The sequence below is a fragment of the Thalassolituus sp. ST750PaO-4 genome (assembly GCF_020320405.1).
GTDB lineage: Bacteria > Pseudomonadota > Gammaproteobacteria > Pseudomonadales > Oceanobacteraceae > Venatoribacter > Venatoribacter alkanivorans.
The window spans coordinates 153,408-172,335 of sequence record NZ_JABVCB010000012.1 but is presented as its reverse complement, the minus strand read 5'-3'; the positions used below and the strand labels follow the sequence as shown (position 1 = coordinate 172,335).

The 18,928-nt window shown below is 52.4% G+C and carries 13 protein-coding genes and 1 tRNA gene; 8 read left to right on the top strand and 6 right to left on the bottom strand.

Going from position 1 to position 18,928, the window contains the following annotated elements; all coding sequences use genetic code 11:
- Positions 1-5 precede the first annotated feature (5 nt).
- A tRNA-Glu gene (locus HUF18_RS13865) sits at positions 6-81 on the bottom strand.
- Positions 82-268: 187 nt separating this feature from the next.
- Between HUF18_RS13865 and HUF18_RS13860 the strand changes: the two genes are divergently transcribed.
- Together HUF18_RS13860 and HUF18_RS13855 are read left to right on the top strand one after the other, a co-directional pair.
- On the top strand, positions 269-1,012 hold the full coding sequence (locus tag HUF18_RS13860) for a hypothetical protein (RefSeq protein WP_225692617.1): 744 nt from the start codon (positions 269-271) through the stop codon (positions 1,010-1,012).
- Between the two features lie 105 nt (positions 1,013-1,117).
- Complete coding sequence (locus HUF18_RS13855) at positions 1,118-3,259, top strand: response regulator (RefSeq protein ID WP_225692616.1); 2,142 nt, start codon at positions 1,118-1,120, stop codon at positions 3,257-3,259.
- Here HUF18_RS13855 and HUF18_RS13850 read toward each other — a convergent pair.
- From HUF18_RS13850 to msrB, 3 genes are all read right to left on the bottom strand, one after another.
- Complete coding sequence (locus HUF18_RS13850) at positions 3,228-3,695, bottom strand: MarR family winged helix-turn-helix transcriptional regulator (RefSeq protein ID WP_145468428.1); 468 nt, start codon at positions 3,693-3,695, stop codon at positions 3,228-3,230. The genes HUF18_RS13855 and HUF18_RS13850 overlap by 32 nt on opposite strands.
- 3 nt (positions 3,696-3,698) lie before the next feature.
- Positions 3,699-4,178, bottom strand: coding sequence for a glutathione peroxidase (locus tag HUF18_RS13845; protein ID WP_225692615.1), 480 nt, complete (start codon positions 4,176-4,178; stop codon positions 3,699-3,701).
- A gap of 113 nt (positions 4,179-4,291) precedes the next feature.
- Positions 4,292-4,690, bottom strand: coding sequence for a peptide-methionine (R)-S-oxide reductase MsrB (gene msrB, locus HUF18_RS13840; RefSeq protein ID WP_225692614.1), 399 nt, complete (start codon positions 4,688-4,690; stop codon positions 4,292-4,294).
- 94 nt (positions 4,691-4,784) lie between these two features.
- Here msrB and HUF18_RS13835 point away from each other — a divergent pair, with 94 nt between their 5' ends.
- Together HUF18_RS13835 and HUF18_RS13830 are read left to right on the top strand one after the other, a co-directional pair.
- Positions 4,785-6,002 (top strand): pyridoxal phosphate-dependent aminotransferase, encoded by a 1,218-nt coding sequence (locus HUF18_RS13835; protein ID WP_145468422.1) that lies wholly within the window; start codon positions 4,785-4,787, stop codon positions 6,000-6,002.
- Positions 6,002-6,439: a hypothetical protein gene (locus tag HUF18_RS13830; protein ID WP_225692613.1), complete on the top strand. Its 438-nt coding sequence runs from the start codon at positions 6,002-6,004 to the stop codon at positions 6,437-6,439. Before HUF18_RS13835 ends, HUF18_RS13830 begins: the two co-directional genes overlap by 1 nt.
- 64 nt (positions 6,440-6,503) lie before the next feature.
- Here HUF18_RS13830 and pdxB read toward each other — a convergent pair whose 3' ends face one another.
- Together pdxB and HUF18_RS13820 are read right to left on the bottom strand one after the other, a co-directional pair.
- On the bottom strand, positions 6,504-7,646 hold the full coding sequence (gene pdxB / locus HUF18_RS13825) for a 4-phosphoerythronate dehydrogenase PdxB (protein ID WP_225692612.1): 1,143 nt from the start codon (positions 7,644-7,646) through the stop codon (positions 6,504-6,506).
- 86 nt (positions 7,647-7,732) lie between these two features.
- Positions 7,733-9,868, bottom strand: a complete 2,136-nt coding sequence (locus HUF18_RS13820) for a molybdopterin oxidoreductase family protein (protein ID WP_225692611.1) — start codon at positions 9,866-9,868, stop codon at positions 7,733-7,735.
- 523 nt (positions 9,869-10,391) lie between these two features.
- On the opposite strand from HUF18_RS13820, the gene HUF18_RS13815 reads away from it, so the two are divergent.
- From HUF18_RS13815 to acnA, 4 genes are all read left to right on the top strand, one after another.
- The gene (locus tag HUF18_RS13815) at positions 10,392-13,184 is read left to right on the top strand and encodes a bifunctional aconitate hydratase 2/2-methylisocitrate dehydratase (RefSeq protein ID WP_225692610.1); all 2,793 of its coding nucleotides are present in this window, start codon (positions 10,392-10,394) and stop codon (positions 13,182-13,184) included.
- 343 nt (positions 13,185-13,527) lie between these two features.
- Entirely contained in the window at positions 13,528-14,133 is a 606-nt protein-coding gene (locus tag HUF18_RS13810; protein ID WP_225692609.1) for a hypothetical protein, read from the top strand.
- 141 nt (positions 14,134-14,274) lie between these two features.
- Positions 14,275-15,852 (top strand): hypothetical protein, encoded by a 1,578-nt coding sequence (locus HUF18_RS13805; protein ID WP_225692608.1) that lies wholly within the window; start codon positions 14,275-14,277, stop codon positions 15,850-15,852.
- A 218-nt stretch (positions 15,853-16,070) separates the two neighbouring features.
- Positions 16,071-18,788, top strand: coding sequence for an aconitate hydratase AcnA (gene acnA / locus HUF18_RS13800; protein ID WP_225692607.1), 2,718 nt, complete (start codon positions 16,071-16,073; stop codon positions 18,786-18,788).
- Positions 18,789-18,928: the final 140 nt, after the last annotated feature.

The window sequence follows — 18,928 nt, the reverse complement described above, 5'->3', positions numbered from 1 at the left end:
TTAAATGGCATCCCCAAGGGGATTCGAACCCCTGTTACCGCCGTGAAAGGGCGGTGTCCTAGGCCTCTAGACGATGGGGACGTCTCAATCAAGGAGCGCGCATTCTATTGATGGACATTTAGGTCGTCAACCCCTGTAAATAAGATTTTTACAGCTACACTAACAAAAGGTGTGTTTAAAACCGGAAGCTCTCAAACTTCCCCGCGTTATGACAAATCCCGTTTAACATCGACTCCCGACGGAGCCAAGGAAAGGAAACAGGAAACACATGTCCACCACCAGTCTGGTTATTCTGGCGATATTCACAGCCCTGGCCGCCGTCGGGGCGCTGGGCTTTATGCGCTGGCAGGAACAAAAGCGCCTTGAGCGGGCGCGTATGGCGGTTGTCCACTCTGATCAGATGGGTGAACTGAGTATGCTCGGAGAAAGCCTTCAGCCCTGGCTTTCAGCTCCGATGCTGCATTTTATGGCTCAGGAAATTCAGTATCACGGCGGCGAACTGGCCCTACTGAAGGCCCCCAGCAACAAACGTTGCAATAAAGCAATGGAAGACGCCTTAACCTGGCTTAATGCCACTCCAAGACCACCGGCCAAACTGCCCGGCCAAGTAAAACAGGCACAGGAAGTACGGCATTCAGTCCAGCGGCTGCAGGAACTGATCCGGGCCAGCCATCAACAGCACCACCTGGCAACGGATAAAGCCAAACAGTTATTACAGGAAGCCAAACTACTTAACGTCAAAGTTGCCATCGCCGTGTTTGACTCCAAAGCGACCGCAGCAGCCAGCGTTAACAACCCCGCTCAGGCCATTCACTACCTGAAAAAAGCCAAAACGGCCCTGCAACAGCTCAGCAATCTGCCAGATGAGCTTAAGCCCGTTCTGGACAATATTCAGCAACGTATCACTCAGCATCAGGATGAACGACAACCCGCAGCCAGCGGCACCAGACTGGAGGAAGGCACTGACCTGCTGAATGCTGAGGATGATTCCTGGAAGAAAAAACACTTTTAAGGCCGGCCTGTGGCGTTATAACGGCCTGTGCCTGCTCCCTCATCTGAGGTAAAGTTCAGGCCGGTATACACCCGAAACAGTGCCTGCGCAAAGGACAGAATGCAGATGTTTTCTCAGGTCAAAAAGAAACTGGCTCTGCAACTGGCTCTGAACACAGCGGCCGTTACGCTGATTATTGCCGGCATAATCAGCACCATCAGTATTCACTCCAATATCAGCACACTGAAAACACGCCAGCAGCAGATTGTCTCCAGCATTATTGCCAGCACCCTCCCCTCATTTAATCTGGCCACTTTTAACTACAATATCCGCCTGAATCAGCAACTGGCTGAAGGGCTTGTCAGCCACCCGAATATTATTTCAGCCATTGTTATCGACAGCACCGGTATGCAACTGGCACAGGCAGTTGAAACAACCGAGTGCCAGCCCTCTACCCTGGACATGATGATTTTCAGCGAACCCGGTATTCATATCGAAGCCCTGAGCTACAACAATACCCCGCTCGGAAAACTGATCATCGAACTGGATCGCTGCCAGAGCATTGCCGAGCTGAGCAGCCTGACCCGGAGCACATTATTTAATGCCCTGCTGTTCAGCCTGCTGCTGGCGACCTTTATCTATGCTGCCTTTTATCGCGCGGTTACCAGCCCACTGACCCGGCTGGTGCGCCAGATCACCGGACTGACTGCCGACAATCTCGATAAGGTGGATCTGACCCGTATGCAATCAAGACGTCAGAATGAACTCGGCCAGCTGATGAACCAGTTTGCGGCCCTGCTCAGCCTGCTTAAAGATCACATACATCAGCAACGCAACGCCGAAGCGACGATCAACGACTACTCAGCCAAGCTCGAAGAGCTGATCCATAAACGCACCCATGCACTGACCCATCTGAACCGGCGCCTGCAGCAATCGTCTGATGATCATTCCGGCAGCACATCGTCTCTGCAGACCCGGCTGAGCACCCTGACACAACTGCTGAAAGAGCCTATGGATCAGCTGATCGGCAAACTCAGCAATACCGATCAGGCAGATGCGCGGGCCATGGCCGCTAATATCCGTGGCCTGCTGCATGACCTGCGTACCCTGCAAAACAGCAGCAGCCAACAAGAACTGAAGCTTGTCGATATCCACCGGATAGTCACGGATTGCCTGGCGGAAATTCCGGCGGATATGGCAGACATTCACTGCCACTGTGGTGAGGCTGATCTTCTGCTACTTAACCGGAGCAGCCTCAGACTGCTGATTCTGAGCCTGCTCAGCAACGCCATCATCCACTGCAGACAAGGCCCCCTGACACTCAGCGTCCGCTATGAAGCACAGCGGCTGCTGATCAGCCTGGCCGGGCAGGATCTGTTTATTAACGACACCCTGCTGGAACAGGATCTGATGCCTCTGTGCCCGGAAAACCTGCCCCTGCCTTCCGCTTTCGGTCTTGGCCTGAGTCGCGAGCTGGCACGCATATCTGGTGGCGACCTGCACTACGAAAGCCAACCCGATGGCGGCACGGTTCTGCTATGTCATATCCGCTGCCAGCCCCTGGCAAAACTGCTGCCGGAAATCCGCAAACATCTGCGCCAGCATCCCCTGAATATCGCCATTCAGGATAAACAGTGCCGTGCCCGGATATTGCACTGGGCAGAACAATGGCAACTCCCCCAGAGTGCCGAGGGTATGAACAGCAAACACACCCTGTTACTGACAGACCAACCCGAGCTGAGCAGCCGGCATGGCGAGCACAGCATCCTGTTGCAGCCACAAGGAACAGGAGAAATAACAGACGACGAATGTTACTCAGCATCCGGACTGTTAACTGCCTTACTCGAACAGACAGATCCCGACCACGCCGCGCCTCCGCGCACCCTGCGGGTCCTGCTGGTTGATGACAACACCATTAATCGCATGCTGTGTCAGCGTTATCTGAAAAATCTGAATATTGAACCGGATACTGCCGACAATGGTTTACAGGCAATAGAACACGCCCGCCACAACCGTTATGACCTGATATTGATGGATTGCCAGATGCCGGTGATGGATGGCTTTGAAGCGACACGGCAGATACGCCGCAACTCTCTCAACAGCCAGACACCCATCATTGCACTGACCGGACTGACCGGAGAAAACGAACGCCAGCAGTGCCTGACCGCCGGCATGAATGACTTTATCGGCAAGCCATTCACTCAGGATCAGATTCAGGCAACGCTGGTACAGTGGATTAACAATTATTACGGCAGCGCCAGCGACTGATCAGACTCTGCAGGCGCTCTTTCAGCGACAGAGCTTCTGCTGCATCGACGGCCGTCGCACAGAGAATGTCCTGCGGAACAGAAGCCGCCTGCTCGCGCAGCGCCCAGCCGGCAGTAGTCAGATTCACCAACACCACCCGCTCATCTTCACTGCTGCGACTGCGCAATAACAAGCCCGCGCTTTCCATGCGCTTCAATAATGGCGTCACCGTTCCGGTATCCAGCAACAGGCGTTCACACAGATATTTCACCGACACAGGTAGCTGCTCTTCTTCCTGTGCCTGCCACAACACCAACATCACCAGATATTGCGGGTAAGTCAGCTCCAGCTTTTTCAGCAATGGCTGATAGGCCTGGGTAATCAGACGTGACAGGCTGTAGGCCGAAAAACACAGCTGATTATCCAGGTGTAACTGCGGATAAACTTTGCGTTTCACAGCCTACCCCAGCAGACGCTCAATATCGGCCTGCAGCTTTTCAGGCTTAGTGGTTGGCGCATAACGTTTGACCACCTCACCCTCACGGTTAATCAGGAACTTGGTGAAGTTCCATTTGATGCCTTTGGTACCCAGCACGCCCGGCGCCGCGCTCTTCAATTCCTGATACAGAGGCGCAGCATTGTCACCGTTCACCTCAATCTTGCTGAACATCGGAAAGGTTACGCCGTAGTTTTTCTGACAAAAGGCGCCGATTGTCGCACTGTCACCCTTTTCCTGCTGTCCGAACTGATTGCAGGGGAAACCCAGAATCACCAGCCCTTTGTCTTTGTATTGCTGATACAAAGACTCAAGCCCCTCGTACTGATAGGTAAAGCCACACTCACTGGCGGTATTAACCACCAGGACGACCTGCCCCTGATAAGCACTCAGATCCTGTTCCTGACCACTCAGCAGCGGCATGGTATGAGAAAGAACGGACATAAACTTCTCCTTTTAATTTTTCAAAATAGTATTGTGCACAATATATTTATCGGTAAAAAAGGGCAAGTATCACCCGCCCTTAACAACCATTCCGGCCAGCAACGGCCCGGGGGTTAATCGCTGTCTTTCTTCAGATTAAGCGACACCGAATTAATACAGTAACGCAATCCGGTGGGAGCCGGACCATCGGTAAACACATGGCCCAGATGCGCACCACAGTTCTGACACAGCACTTCGGTGCGCACCATAAAATGACTGGTATCCATACGCTCTTCGATAACATCGTCAGACAGCGGCTGAAAAAAACTCGGCCAGCCACAGCCCGAATCAAATTTCGTATCCGATAAAAACAGCGCTTCACCACAACACACGCAGTGATAGACACCCGGGTCTTTGCAGTCGTGATAGCGGCCGGTAAAAGGCGCTTCCGTTCCGGCTTCGCGCGTTACCCGGTAGGTTTCGGCATCCAGTTCTTTCCGCCACTCTTCGGCCGTTTTATTTACTTTGCTCATTGACGGATCTCCTGATAAGCCACTTTCGAAGCATCGATCTGAGGAGTATCATGCCAGCTTTCTTTTTCCTTTCAACAAAGGCAGTGCGACTTCCATGCAGGAAATTCTTAAATCCAACAAATTGGCTAATGTGTTTTACGATTTGCGTGGACCTGTATTGCAAGCCGCCAAACGCATGGAAGAAGAAGGCCACCGGATTCTGAAACTGAACATCGGCAACCCCAAGCCTTTCGGCCTGGATGCGCCAGAGGAAATCATTCAGGACGTTATTTATAACCTGCCGGATTCCGAAGGTTACGCCGATTCCAAAGGCCTGTTTTCTGCACGCAAAGCCATCATGCAGTACGCGCAGCAAAAGAATATTCAGAACGTTGGCATTGAAGACATCATCGTCGGCAACGGCGTCAGCGAACTGATCGTTATGGCCATGCAGGGCCTGCTGAATAACGGCGACGAAGTGCTGGTTCCGGCACCGGACTACCCGCTCTGGACCGGCGCCGTCAGTCTCGCCGGCGGCCGTGCCGTGCATTATATCTGTGACGAAGGTGCTGGCTGGCAGCCGGATCTTGATGATATGCGCGCCAAAATCACCGATAAAACCCGTGCACTGGTACTGATCAATCCGAACAACCCGACCGGCGCCGTATATCCGCAGGAAATGCTGCTGCAGATGCTGGAAATCGCCCGCCAGAATAACCTGATCGTGTTCTCCGACGAGATTTACGACAAGATTCTGTACGACGAAGTTGAACACGTATCCACCGCATCTCTGGCCGATGATCTGCTGATTGTGACCTTTAACGGCCTGTCGAAAAATTACCGTCTGGCCGGTTTCCGCTCCGGCTGGATGATTATCAGCGGCGCCAAACACAAAGCCCGCGACTACATCGAAGGCCTGGAATTACTGGCCTCTATGCGCATGTGCGCCAACGTGCCGGCGATGTACGCTATTCAGACCGCGCTGGGCGGCTATCAGAGCATCGACGACCTGGTCGCACCGGGCGGACGCCTGTGCCAGCAGCGTGATATTGCCTGGGAAATGCTCAACGATATTCCCGGCATCAGCTGTGTTAAACCGCAGGGCGCGCTGTACTGCTTCCCGAAAGTCGATGCGAAAAAATTCAACGTGCGCAACGATGAACGTCTGGTGCTCGACTTACTGGAGCAACAGAAAATTCTGATTGTACACGGCACAGCGTTTAACTGGCCTTATCCGGATCACTTCCGCGTGGTGTTCCTGCCACGTCCGGAAGATCTGACACTGGCTCTTGGCAAAACCAAGCAGTTTTTTGAAAGCTACCGCCAGCTCTGATGCTTGACGTTCATATCGACGATTTTTACAAAGACTGCGCAACCACTCTGCTGAGTGGTTTCCGCGCATTTCCGCGCCAGCAAACGCTGTTTATCGAAGATATTTCAGGCCCGGATACCGTTGACGAATTTGGCCTGCACAGCCCCCGCCACCTTGCCGCCCTTGGCGCAGTGCAGTGGCTTCGGGAAGAAGGCTTTATCCGTTTCGGTGCCATTAACCGTCAGGATTCGGTGGATGATTTTGTCCTCACCAGCAAAGCCTTCACCCGCCTTATAGCACCTGCCCTGCCACAGTCACTGCGCGGCAGCGCGGACAATATTGAACATTCAGGTGACGTTACACCGGTTTTTCAGGTGCTGGAATTTGCCCGGCTGCAGGGCGATTCACTCTGGGTCGGTGAACTGGTGCGCGACTACCTGCTCAGCCATCAGGCCTGAGCAGACGGCAGACATAAAAAAACCGCGCAGTGCGCGGTTTTTTTATGCGAGCTCTGCAGCCAATTTATTTCGTGCGCACATCAAAACCTGCGGCACTTAAGGCTTCGTGCAGGTCATGGCACTTGGCCGGAACACCAACACGCAAGGTCGGAATATCACGGCGCAGCGGATAATGTTTGCGCAAATGATCGAAGGTTGCCTTGAGGTTATCCGAGCGCTTCATCGCCGTACGCATTACACCGTCATCAACACGGATTTCATACGCCGCACGAATGGCGGTGCGCAATGCCTGATGAACCGGCACCTGATCGGAGAAATTTACACGCTTAACACCCGGCTCAGGTAAAAACTGCGCCAGTTTGCGCCGTACCGGCAAGCCGAAAAACTCACACAACCCCTGATACACATATTCAGTGCCACGCATTTTGCCGTCCAGCGAGTAGCCGGCGATGTGCGGTGTTGCCAGCAGACAACGGTGCATCAGATTCAGATCCAGCTCAGGCTCATTTTCCCAGACATCCAGAATCGCCTCAAAATCGCGGTTATTCTGCATATGTTCGAGTAATGCGGCGTTATCGACCACCGCACCACGACCGGCGTTGATCAGACTGGCATCCGGCTTCATCTGCGCCAGACGCTGCTTATCAATCAGGTGCCAGGTCGGATGTTCGCCATCACGGGTCAGCGGCGTATGCAGTGTTACCACATCGGCCTGCAGGGCTTCGTCCAGCGTAACCAGCTCACCCACCTCTTCCGGGTCTTTGAACGGATCAACCGCCAGTACGGTCACGCCCATCTCTTCCAGACGGCGACGCAGCAGCAGACCCACATTTCCCACACCGACAATGCCGACACTGACATCGGTAAAGCCGATACCGCGCTCGTCCACCAACACACTGAGCGCGCTCAGCACATAATCGACCACCGCCTGCGCATTGCAGCCCGGTGCGCTTTTGAAACCGATTCCGGCTTCCTGCAGATAATCCTGATCAATATGATCGGTGCCGATGGTCGCAGTGCCGACAAATTTTACTTTGCTGCCGGCCAGCAACTGCGCATCCACCCGGGTAACAGAACGCACCAGCAGAATGTCGGCGTCTGCGACATCCGCCGCCGTCATACTGCGCCCTTCAACCAGAGTGATCTCGCCAAAATCTGCAAAGAATTCGTTTAACAGGGGAATGTTTTCGTCCGCAACTATGTGCACTGGGGTCCGCTCTTTTCAACAGGAAGGCGCCATTGTGGCAATTGCCATCAAGAATGACAATTGCCACAACTCATGGAGTACTGATCTCAGGCCACAGCCGTTAATGTAACCGCCACACCATTCAGTGCCGCGTTACCGGTCAGGCCATCCAGCAGCTGATCATCGGTCAGGTCATTGGTGTTAACTCCGGCCACCTGTTGTGCCTGACGCAGACGGATACCGGGCACGTCATGCCCCCAGCCATGGGGAATACTGACCACACCGGGCATCAGTTCATCGCTGACCTCGGCCACCACCTCCAGCTCGGCGACACGGGAGCTGACCCGTACGCTGACGCCATCGGCGATACCCAGTCGCTCCGCATCCGCCGGATTCAGTATCAGCGTGCAGCGGCTTTTACCCTTCACCAGGCGCTGACTGTTATGCAGCCAGGAGTTGTTAGAGCGGATATGACGGCGGCCAATCAGCAACAACTGATCGCCCGTCAGCAACGGCTGCTGCAACTCAGAGGCAACCTCCGCCAGAGCCTTCAGGTACACATCAGGGGTCAGGTTCAGGCGCTTATCGCGGGTAAACAGCCGCTTTGGCATCACCGGCTGCAGCGCACCAAGATCAATACCTTCGGGCTGCTTCTTCAGGGCATTAAGGTCGAGCCCGCTCTTGCCGCTTTTCAGCATCTTATTCAGCACGCCTTCAGGCTTAAGCCAGCCCATCACCGCCCAGGTCAGGCGGTTGATCAGGAGCTTTTTAAGATCGCCGCGGTTCAGTCGTTTAGTGAGTTCGAGCAGAATCTGCCAGTCCTGCAGCACGCCGGCTTTGGGTTTAAACAAAGCCGTCGAGTATTTGGCCACATTGCGCACTGCCAGTGCGTTGAAGATCACATCGTAATGATCACGCTCCAGCGGGCCGCACGGCGGCAGAATCAGGTCGGCATGACGGCTGGTTTCATTGAGGAAATAATCCACCGACACCATAAAATCGAGAGATTCAAAGGCACGTTCAAGCTGGCGGCTGTTGGGCGTAGACAGCAACGGATTACCGGCCACCGTCAGCATGGCACGGATCTGCCCTTTGCCCGGCGTCAGGATTTCTTCGGCCAGCACCGCCACCGGCAGCTCGCCACCAAATTCCGGCAGATTCCGTACCCGCGAACGGTAGCGGTCAAAGTGTCCGCGCCCGCCCTGCGCGGCGGTAATGCCAACAATATCCACCGCCGGTGAGGTAAACATCGCTCCGCCTTCGCGGTCAAAATTGCCACTGACAATGTTCAGTACATTGATCAGCCACTGACACAAACCACCGTACTGCTGTACCGACACCCCCATACGGCCATAACAGACCGCCGACTTTGCCTGCAGCCACTGCGCCGCCAGCGCCCGCACCTGAGCGGCGTCAATACCAGTGCGTGCAGCGGTATTTTCCGGCGCATACGCCGCACACAGTCCGGCCAAATCGGCACTGTCGATATACTCCGGCAGCGCCGGCAGCTGTGCACTCAGCTCATGGGTAAAAACATAGAGCAGCGACAGCAACAGCAACACATCCTGCCCCGGGCGGATAAACCAGTGCTCATCAGCAACGCCAGCCGTCTCGCTGCGGCGCGGGTCGATCACCAGAATTTTACCACCACGTTCATGGATGGCTTTCAGGCGGTTTTTAATATCCGGCGCCGTCATCAGGCTGCCGTTTGACGCCAGCGGATTACCGCCCATGACGATCAGAAAATCGGTACGGTCAATATCCGGCACCGGAATCTGCAGCTGATGGCCAAACATATGCAAACTGGCCATATGGTGCGGCAGCTGATCAACCGAGGTCGCGGAGAATTTGTTCTTCGAGCCCAGCTGTTTGAGCAGCAACGGGCCAAAAATCATATTGCCGTAATTGTGAACATTGGGATTGCCAAGATAACTGCCCACCGCATCACGTCCGTGCTCTGCCTGAATGCGGCGGAAACCTTCTGCTGCTTCATTCAGCGCCTGTGACCAGGAAATTTCCTGCCAGCCAGAGGCGGTTTTTTTCAGCGGCTTGCGCAAGCGGTCAGGATCGTTATGCAGATCCTGCAGTGCGGTGGCCTTCGGGCAAATATAGCCACGACTGAACGGATCAGACTTGTCCCCTTTGATGGACTCGATATCACCGGTTTTATCGTCGTAACGGATTTCGATACCGCAGGTAGCCTCACACAGGCTGCAGGTGCGTTTGTGCGTCTGAATAGTCATGCTGTTTTCCTGGCTGTTGTTCTGGCTGCTGAATAGCCGGCTGAGGCCGGGCTTATTGTTTTTACTGACTATACCTGTTGCTCAATGGCCCGGAGCAGGCCTTTTGTGCCAAATTCAGGACAACAAAATTCAGGATAACCAGAGCTGCCACAAAGGTCGCGGCTAAACTGTATTTCCCCCGCCAATGCACATCCAACAACACACAAAAACAGCAAAAAGAAACCACAGAAAGCCCCCGACGATCAGATCCGCCGCCGTCCGGATACACTGATAAACCGGGAAAATATCGGACCTGACACACATAACTTCTATGAATAATGCACATCAGGGGGACTAATGCGCCTGACGCCATAATTCCGGTATACTCCGCGCCATTATAGAAAGGGTAGCTCCCTGTATAGGCTGATCGTCTGTTCAGGAAACTGCCTTCTTACTTAATGGTACTTAGTCAGAACGACATACAATCCCTCGTTGCTGACTAAAGTGCCCATACGTTGCAACTGAGGCTTTGAGAGGGTCGCTAATGAGTCTGTATTCAGAATATCTGAAAGAAATTGAGGTTCGTAAGAACGAGCTGGGTTTACACCCAAAACCAATCGATAGCGCAGAACTGCTGTCTGAAATCATTGCCCAGATCAAAGATACCGGCAATGCAGAGCGTGAAGCCTCTCTGAACTTCTTCATCTACAACACCCTGCCAGGTACTACCCCTGCCGCTGGTGTTAAAGCTAAATTCCTGAAAGACATCGTAACCGGTGCAGAAACCGTTGCTGAAATCACTCCGGAATTCGCGTTAGAGCAACTGTCTCACATGAAAGGCGGCCCTTCTGTTGAAGCCCTGCTGGACATCGCTCTGTCTGACGACGCTAACAACGCCGCTGCCGGCGAAGTTCTGAAGTCTCAGGTATTCCTGTACGAAGCCGACACCAGCCGTCTGGCTGACGCTTTCAAAGCTGGCAACGCCATTGCTAAAGACATTCTGGAAAGCTACGCGAAAGCAGAATTCTTCACCAAGCTGGACGATATCCCAGAGAAAATTAAGGTTATCACCTACATCGCTGCTGAAGGCGATATCTCTACCGACCTGCTGTCTCCGGGCAACCAGTCTCACTCCCGTGCTGACCGTGAACTGCACGGCCTGTGCATGATTTCTCCTGAAGCTCAGCAAGAAATCAAAAAAATGGGCGAAGAAAACCCAGACGCTAAAATCATGCTGATCGCTGAGAAAGGCACCATGGGCGTGGGTTCTTCCCGTATGTCCGGTGTAAACAACGTGGCACTGTGGGCCGGTGAAAAAACCTCCCCTTACATCCCGTTCGTTAACAACCGTCCTGTGGTTGCCGGTACTAACGGTATCGCCCCTATCTTCCTGACTACTGTTGGCGTAACCGGCGGTATCGGTCTGGACCTGAAAAACTGGGTACAGAAGAAAGACGAAAACGGCAACATCGTACGTGACGCCAACGGCGATCCGGTACTGGAAGAAGCCTACTCTGTTAAGACCGGCACCGTTCTGACCATCGACACCAAAGCCAAGAAGCTGCTGGACAGCGAAGGCAATGTACTGGTCGACGTAGCATCTGCTTTCACCCCACAAAAAGTGGAATTCATGAAAGCCGGTGGTTCTTACGCGGTAACCTTCGGTAAGAAAATCCAGACCTTCGCCGCTGAAACTCTGGGCATCGAAGCACCGGTTGTTTACGCCTCTTCTAAAGAAATCTCTCACGAAGGTCAGGGCCTGACCGCTGTTGAAAAAATCTTCAACCGCAATGCCGTAGGCGTTAAGTCCAAGACCCCGCTGCATGCCGGTTCTGACGTTCGCGTTAAAGTGAACATCGTAGGTTCTCAGGACACTACTGGTCCTATGACCTGTCAGGAACTGGAATCCATGGCAGCTGCGACCATTTCTCCAAGCGTTGATGGTGCCTTCCAGTCTGGCTGTCACACTGCCTCTGTATGGGACAACAAAGCCAAGGCCAACACGCCTAAGCTGATGGCCTTCATGAACGCATTCGGTGTAATCACTGCACGTGACCCGAAAGGCGTTTACCACTCCATGACCGACGTAATCCACAAAGTACTGAACGACATTACTGTGGACGACCGCGCGATCATCATCGGTGGTGACTCTCACACCCGTATGTCCAAAGGTGTCGCGTTCGGTGCTGACTCCGGTACCGTTGCTATCGCACTGGCAACTGGTGAAGCAGCGATGCCGATCCCTGAGTCTGTGAAGGTAACCTTCAAAGGCCAGATGAAGCCGCACATGGACTTCCGTGACATCGTACACGCCACTCAGGCGCAGATGCTGAAGCAGTTCAACGGCGAAAACGTATTCCAGGGTCGTGTAATCGAAGTACAGATCGGTACCCTGCTGGCTGACCAGGCCTTCACCTTCACCGACTGGACTGCAGAAATGAAAGCGAAAGCTTCTATCTGTATTTCTACCGATGACACCCTGATCAAGTCTCTGGAACTGGCCAAGTCCCGTATCCAGATCATGATCAACAAAGGCATGGACAACGAAGCTGGCATGCTGAAAGGTCTGATCGACCTGGCTGACAAGCGTATTGCCGGCATCCAGTCTGGTGAAGAGCCAGCTCTGGCTCCGGACGACAACGCCAAGTACTACGCCGAAGTTGTGGTTGACCTGGACGCCATCGACGAGCCGATGATTGCTGACCCGGACGTAAATAACGAAGACGTATCCAAGCGTTACACCCACGACGTAATCCGTCCGGCTTCTTACTACGATGGCCGTAAAGTGGATCTGGGCTTCGTTGGTTCTTGTATGGTTCACAAAGGTGACATGCAGATCATCGCTGCCATGCTGCGTAACCTGGAAAAGAACGGCCCTATCACCTTCAAGGCACCGCTGGTTGTAGCGCCACCAACGTACAACATCGTTGACGAGCTGAAAGCCGAAGGCGACTGGGACATTCTGGCGAAATACGCTGGCTTCATTTTCGATGATGCACATCCAAAAGAAGCGGCCCGTACCAAGTACGAAAACCAGCTGTACCTGGAGCGTCCTGGATGTAACCTGTGTATGGGTAACCAGGAAAAAGCAGAAGCCGGTGACACCGTTCTGGCGACCTCTACCCGTCTGTTCCAGGGCCGTGTTGTAGAAGACAGCGCCGAGAAGAAAGGTGAATCTCTGCTGGGTTCTACCCCAATGGTTGTTCTGTCTACTATCCTGGGTCGTTTCCCGACTCTGGAAGAGTACAAAGCAGCGGTTGAAGGTATCAACCTGACTTCTTTCGCTCCGCCGTCTGAAGACCTGGCTCGTCCAGCCATCCCTCTGAAAGCTATCTAAGCTTTTGCGGGAATTAGCCCACTGCCCTGACCTTCAGGCTCAGGCAGCGGGCTAAGCTCAGCCAATGCGCTAAGCCAGAATGAACGATTGGGTTTTGAGGTTCTGTAAAGAACGACTTCTAAGCACAAAAGATCAATGACGAAGAGCGGATTTAGGCGGGTTTAAAATCAGCTTATGCAGCTCACTGAACTGATCGGCTTCTGTTGAAACAAAACGCGATCGAATAAAAAACCGGCACTCGCAAGAGGGGCCGGTTTTTTATTGTCAGAAAGCTGAAAACTCCGTCCGTTTTTAGTACTCTACCCAGCGGACAATAATGCAACCTCGAATGGACCTCGAGCCAATGAGCCTGAAGAAACTCTCCCTATTAGTAACTACAGTTTTTATTGCAAGCTATACCAATGCTGACAAGAGTGGTATCAACATTGAACTTGGTTTTTCCGGTGGTGGCAGCAAGATAGGCGCACAACCAGACAGTGACTATCAATACGAAGCAGGCAGCGGTGTTTATCTGATTGGTGGAATGGGCACCAGTATCGCTGAACGGTATTACCTGAAGGGACGCATTGGCTTAAGAGGAGGCTACGATGAGTATAAAACCTATTCTGATGGCCAGAATACCGGACGTGTATCCTTACTTGAATTTCCCATCGATGCTTTTGCCGGTGTTATTTCTGATGATGGAAAGCACCACGCAGGTATTGGCCTTACAACAAATCTTTATTCTAAAGTGCGGTGCTCTATCAAAGACACGTGTGAAGAAGAAGCAAACTACTCCACATCAATCGCACCTTCTTTCGAATATCTGTACCACTACAAAGGTGCCAAATACTTCTCTATTCGCCTAACCAGAGGGATAAATTACGAGAGTAGTGATGCAGATTATGACTCCAGCCAAAACCTGATTCAGCTTGGTTGGGGAGCAAATGGATTCGCAATACTCAAATAGTATCGTCATTGCCTCCCTCCCCGGAAATACTCTAGTAATGAATGGTACTAATTCGGGGAGGGTTACACTAATACTGAGAAGTATAATCTGACCGCTAAATCGCCGACCTATCTCTTACTTTTTACAAAGGAAGTAGCATTAATGATCATCAGAGTTTTTTTCCTTTTATTTTTCACACTAACGTTATTTGCCTGTGGAGGAGGATCTGGTTCAGGTGGAGGTTCTTCAGAAAAAAATACAGAAGACACCTCGTTTGTGATTAATGACATCGATTATCCCGATGTGTGCAAGCAACAAGAGCTTCCTGAGCCCCTACCTTCCAGTGAGTTTGAGATAGAAAATCTGCATGCGGTGTATTTCTCAGAGGAAGATGAAAATCCTAACTCTTGGTTAGCTGAGGGGACGAATGGATCAGATCCATCTATTTTACGAACCTATATAACTGAATTTGATATTGAAGATACCCGCCTTGATATTCTACGTAGTGAATTCGAAGGCGTTCCGGCAGAAAAGTTAAATGTGAAATGGCAAGGTGATATCAATGTAACGAGTGATAGTGCGGTTATTTATGCAGACTTTGATCTGTCTCATGCAGATCTCTCATTTAGCATTGATGGCGAGGTTGTACAGCGTATGAAGGACTGCAATCCAACCGTTCCTCTGATTTTAGGAAAGGGTATTCATCACTTCGAAGTTGATTATCATAGCCATTATTTTTCCGCGACACTGGATTTGAATTTTTCTTCCGAAAGGCCAATGCCGTTAAGCTCTTTAAGCAGTTACGTGACTGAGAATTTCTCAGGCAATGAAAAAATACTCTATATAAAAGTTTATGAAAGCGACACAGAATATGCTGACGTTCAAGTAAATCTGCCGTCAGGTGCTGGGGATTTGATTGTTATTCTTGATTCATACAGAGGTATTGACTGGACGATAAATGAAGCAGATGGAACCAACCTTGTGGCCGTATTTTATTCGTCTTATTATAACACTGCTCGTGTTACTGCTCCTGCTGAGGCCGTTGCTATTGAAGGGTTATGGTCTCAAGGTGAACCCATTGGGGATTTTGTCCACACTAACTTTGGGCGCACGCTTGATTATTACTATTACCAATATAATGCAGAGCAGATTTCAATATCATTAACGACGGATATCCCAGATCCGGAGACGCTGTATGGTGAGCCTGTATTGGTTCTTGATAACATACAAAATGCACAATGGCAGGTGTCATATGCAAAAAGTATCTCCGACGGACAGGAAGTCGCACAATATTTTGAGCTTGAATATGGTGCTATATTAACTGAAATTGCCTGGACAGGCGTTTCTCTCTGGGAACCCTCCATGTATTTCCCAACTATTTCGAATCAAGATTTTACCATTAATATTTATAACGGTGTTCTTGTGCCTGACGAGTTAGTATTTACTACAGATATTACCGTCTCCCCTTCAAAATATTTCTCTCTTGAACAAGGTACTGTTTATAACCTGGAATCTCCATTGGAAACCCAGCTTGATCCGGGAAGTTATTGGCTGTCTATTCAAAATAAACGTAATAGTGATCAAGCTGTATCTTTTGTTATTTTGGAAAATGATGGTGTAAATAACGGAGGAGCGGTACGGGGCTCGTCAACTGCAAGCTGGGGAACCACAGAAGAAGGAGTGCTTCCCGCTTATGCCTCAGGGATCAGTGTAAATATCAAGGGCTATGTTACAGATTGAGCAGAAGTTCTTGAACTTTGTGTCGTTAATTTCCCTGCTGACAATTTCTGTCAGCAGACCCACTCTTGTGGCCTTTGATGCACTGCCAAATCTAAGATTGTATACAATCCTACTAAAGCGTCAGTCAAAAACCTTGCTTTAGCCCTTCATATCGCTAAAATTGCTGACAATTCAGGCTTCTGCCACCCCTGCACTCAACAACCTGCCAGGAATCCAGCATGACATCACCTACCAATTTCGACCCTTCAAGCTCGGTTAAGACTCTGCCAGGCACGTCTCATCGTTTTCACAGCCTGCCAGAAACCGCAGAACGCTTCGGCATCAATCTGGATGAACTGCCGTTTTCTCTGCGTCCTATCCTTGAAGGCATTGCGCGTAATGTCGGCAAAAATGGCATCACGGTTGAGCAACTGCAGGCGCTGGGTAACTGGCCTGAGCATCAGGGTAAAGAGCCGGTAGAAATTCCCTTCACCGCCGGTCGGGTGATCATGCACGATCTGAGTGGTACCCCTGCCATCGTCGATTTTGCGGCGATGCGTTCGGCGGTACAGCGCATGGGTCTGAACCCTGCGATCATTGAACCTCTGGTGCGTGCGGATCTGGTAATCGACCACACGGTCACCATGGATAACACCGGCAGCCCGGCGTCGCTGCGCATTAACAGCGAGCTGGAGGCTGCCCGTAACAAAGAACGTTATGCCTTCCTGAAATGGGGCGCGCAGGCGTTTAACACCATCCGCATTATTCCGCCGCAAACCGGCATCGTGCATCAGGTGAACCTGGAATATCTGGCGCAAGGTTATTTAGAACAAGATGACCTGATGATCCCAGATACGCTGATCGGTATGGACAGCCACACGCCAATGGCCAACGCGCTGGGTATTGTTGGCTGGGGTGTGGGCGGTATTGAGGCCGGCGCTTCTATGCTGGGCCAGCCGATGGAAATGCTGGCACCGGAAGTAATTGGTGTTGAGCTGACCGGCGCACTGCGCGAAGGCGTTACCGCCACCGACCTGGTACTGACCATCACCGAAATGCTGCGCAAATACCCGCGCGGAGTGGTTGGTAAATTCGTGGAATACGTGGGTGAAGGCAGCGCTAATCTGTCTCTTCCAGACCGCGCAACCATCGCCAACATGTCGCCGGAATACGGCGCCACCATGGGCTTCTTCCCGTTTGATGAAATCGCCGCCGACTATATGAAAGCCACCGGCCGCGATGGCGACCTGCCACTGGCGTATTACCAGGCGCAGAACATGGCGTGGAAAGCGGGCCAGAAACTGCCGCGCTACACCGATTTGCTGCATCTGGATTTATCCACCGTTGAGCCGTCGGTTGCCGGGCCAAAACGCCCACAGGACCGTCTGCCGCTGGGCGATATCGGCAAGGTATTCCAGCAAGCCGCCACTGCAGGCAATCGTACCCCTGAAGAAGTGACCGTCACGCCGGTTAAGGCCGACGAAGCCGGTATCTTCCAGTCACTGCCTGAGCGCACCTTAAAAGACGGCGATATTGTGATCGCGGCGATTACCGCCTGTACCAACACCTCTAACCCGGGTCTGTTGATTGCCGCCGGCCTGCTGGCGAAAAAAGCCAACCAGCTGGGCATGAAAGTGCCGGACGGCGTAAAAACCTCGATGGCACCCGGCTCACCGGTAGCGACCGACTTTTTAACCAAAGCCGGATTGCAGGAGCACCTCGATGCCCTCGGCTTTAACACTGCAGGCTATGGCTGTACGACTTGTGTCGGTAACTCTGGCCCACTGGCACCAAGCATTGAAGCCGCGCTGCGCGACCACGACATTATTGTGTCCTCCGTGCTGTCGGGTAACCGTAACTTTGAAGGCCGTGTGCACCCGGACGTTGATACCAACTTCCTGATGTCTCCTCCTTTAGTTGTTGCCATGGCAATCGCCGGCAATGTAAATATCGACGTGACTAAAGAACCGCTGGGCCAGGACGCTCAGGGCAATGACGTATTCCTGAAAGATATCTGGCCGAGCAACGCGGAAATTACGCAAACCATGCACGAGTGCATGGACCCTAAAGCCTTCCGCGAAACCTACGAAAACTCACTCGCTGGCCCGGAGAGCTGGCAGAAGCTCGAATCACCGACCGGCCCTGTGTATCAGTGGGACGAGAAGTCGAGCTACATTCAGGAGATTTCGTTCTTTGATGGCTTCGCGCTGGAAACTCCGCAAGATTCACTGAATAACATCAGCAACGCCCGTATGCTGGTGATGTGTGATGACAACACCACCACCGACCATATCTCGCCTGTGAGCCGTATCCGCCCGGATTCAGCACCGGGTGAGTACCTGATGTCGATCGGCGTTGACGCCAACGACCTGACCTCGCTGGGTGCGCGCCGTGGTAACCACCACGTGATGCTGCGCAGTATCTTCGGCAACGTAAAAGCCAGAAACCTGATGCTGCCGGGCACCACAGGTGCGGTCACCAATTACTACAACGCCAACGGCGACGCGGAAAAGATGTCGATCTACGGCGCTGCCTCCCGCTACCAGCAGGAAGGCACGCCGTCGGTGGTATTCGGCGGCAAGCTGTACGGCACTGGCTCGTCACGCGACTGGGCGGCCAAAGGCCCGGCGCTGCTGGGTGTAAAAGCCATCATCGCTGAAAGCTTTGAGCGTATTCACAAGTCCAACCTGGTGGGCATGGGCGTACTGCCACTGCAACTGCCGGAAGGCGTGACGCTGGGCTCGCTGAACCTTGATGGCTCAGAAACCTTCGATCTGGCCGGCATTGATAGCCTGACACCACGGGGTTCTGTGACACTGACGATCAAGCGTAAAGACGGCTCGACTGAACAGCACAAGCTGTTGTCTCGTGTTGATACCTCTTCGGAGCTTGAGCAGATTCGCCACAAAGGCATTCTGCCAATGGTATTGCGGGATATTATCGCGGCCAATAGCTAACAACAGCTGAAACAGGTACTGCTCACTTAGTCAGACACGCTGGTTCAACCAGACAGTTTGACTGAGTAGCCAGACAAAACCGGCACTCGCAAGAGGAGCCGGTTTTTTTCAGGTCTGAATGTAATCTTCCGCAGAATACT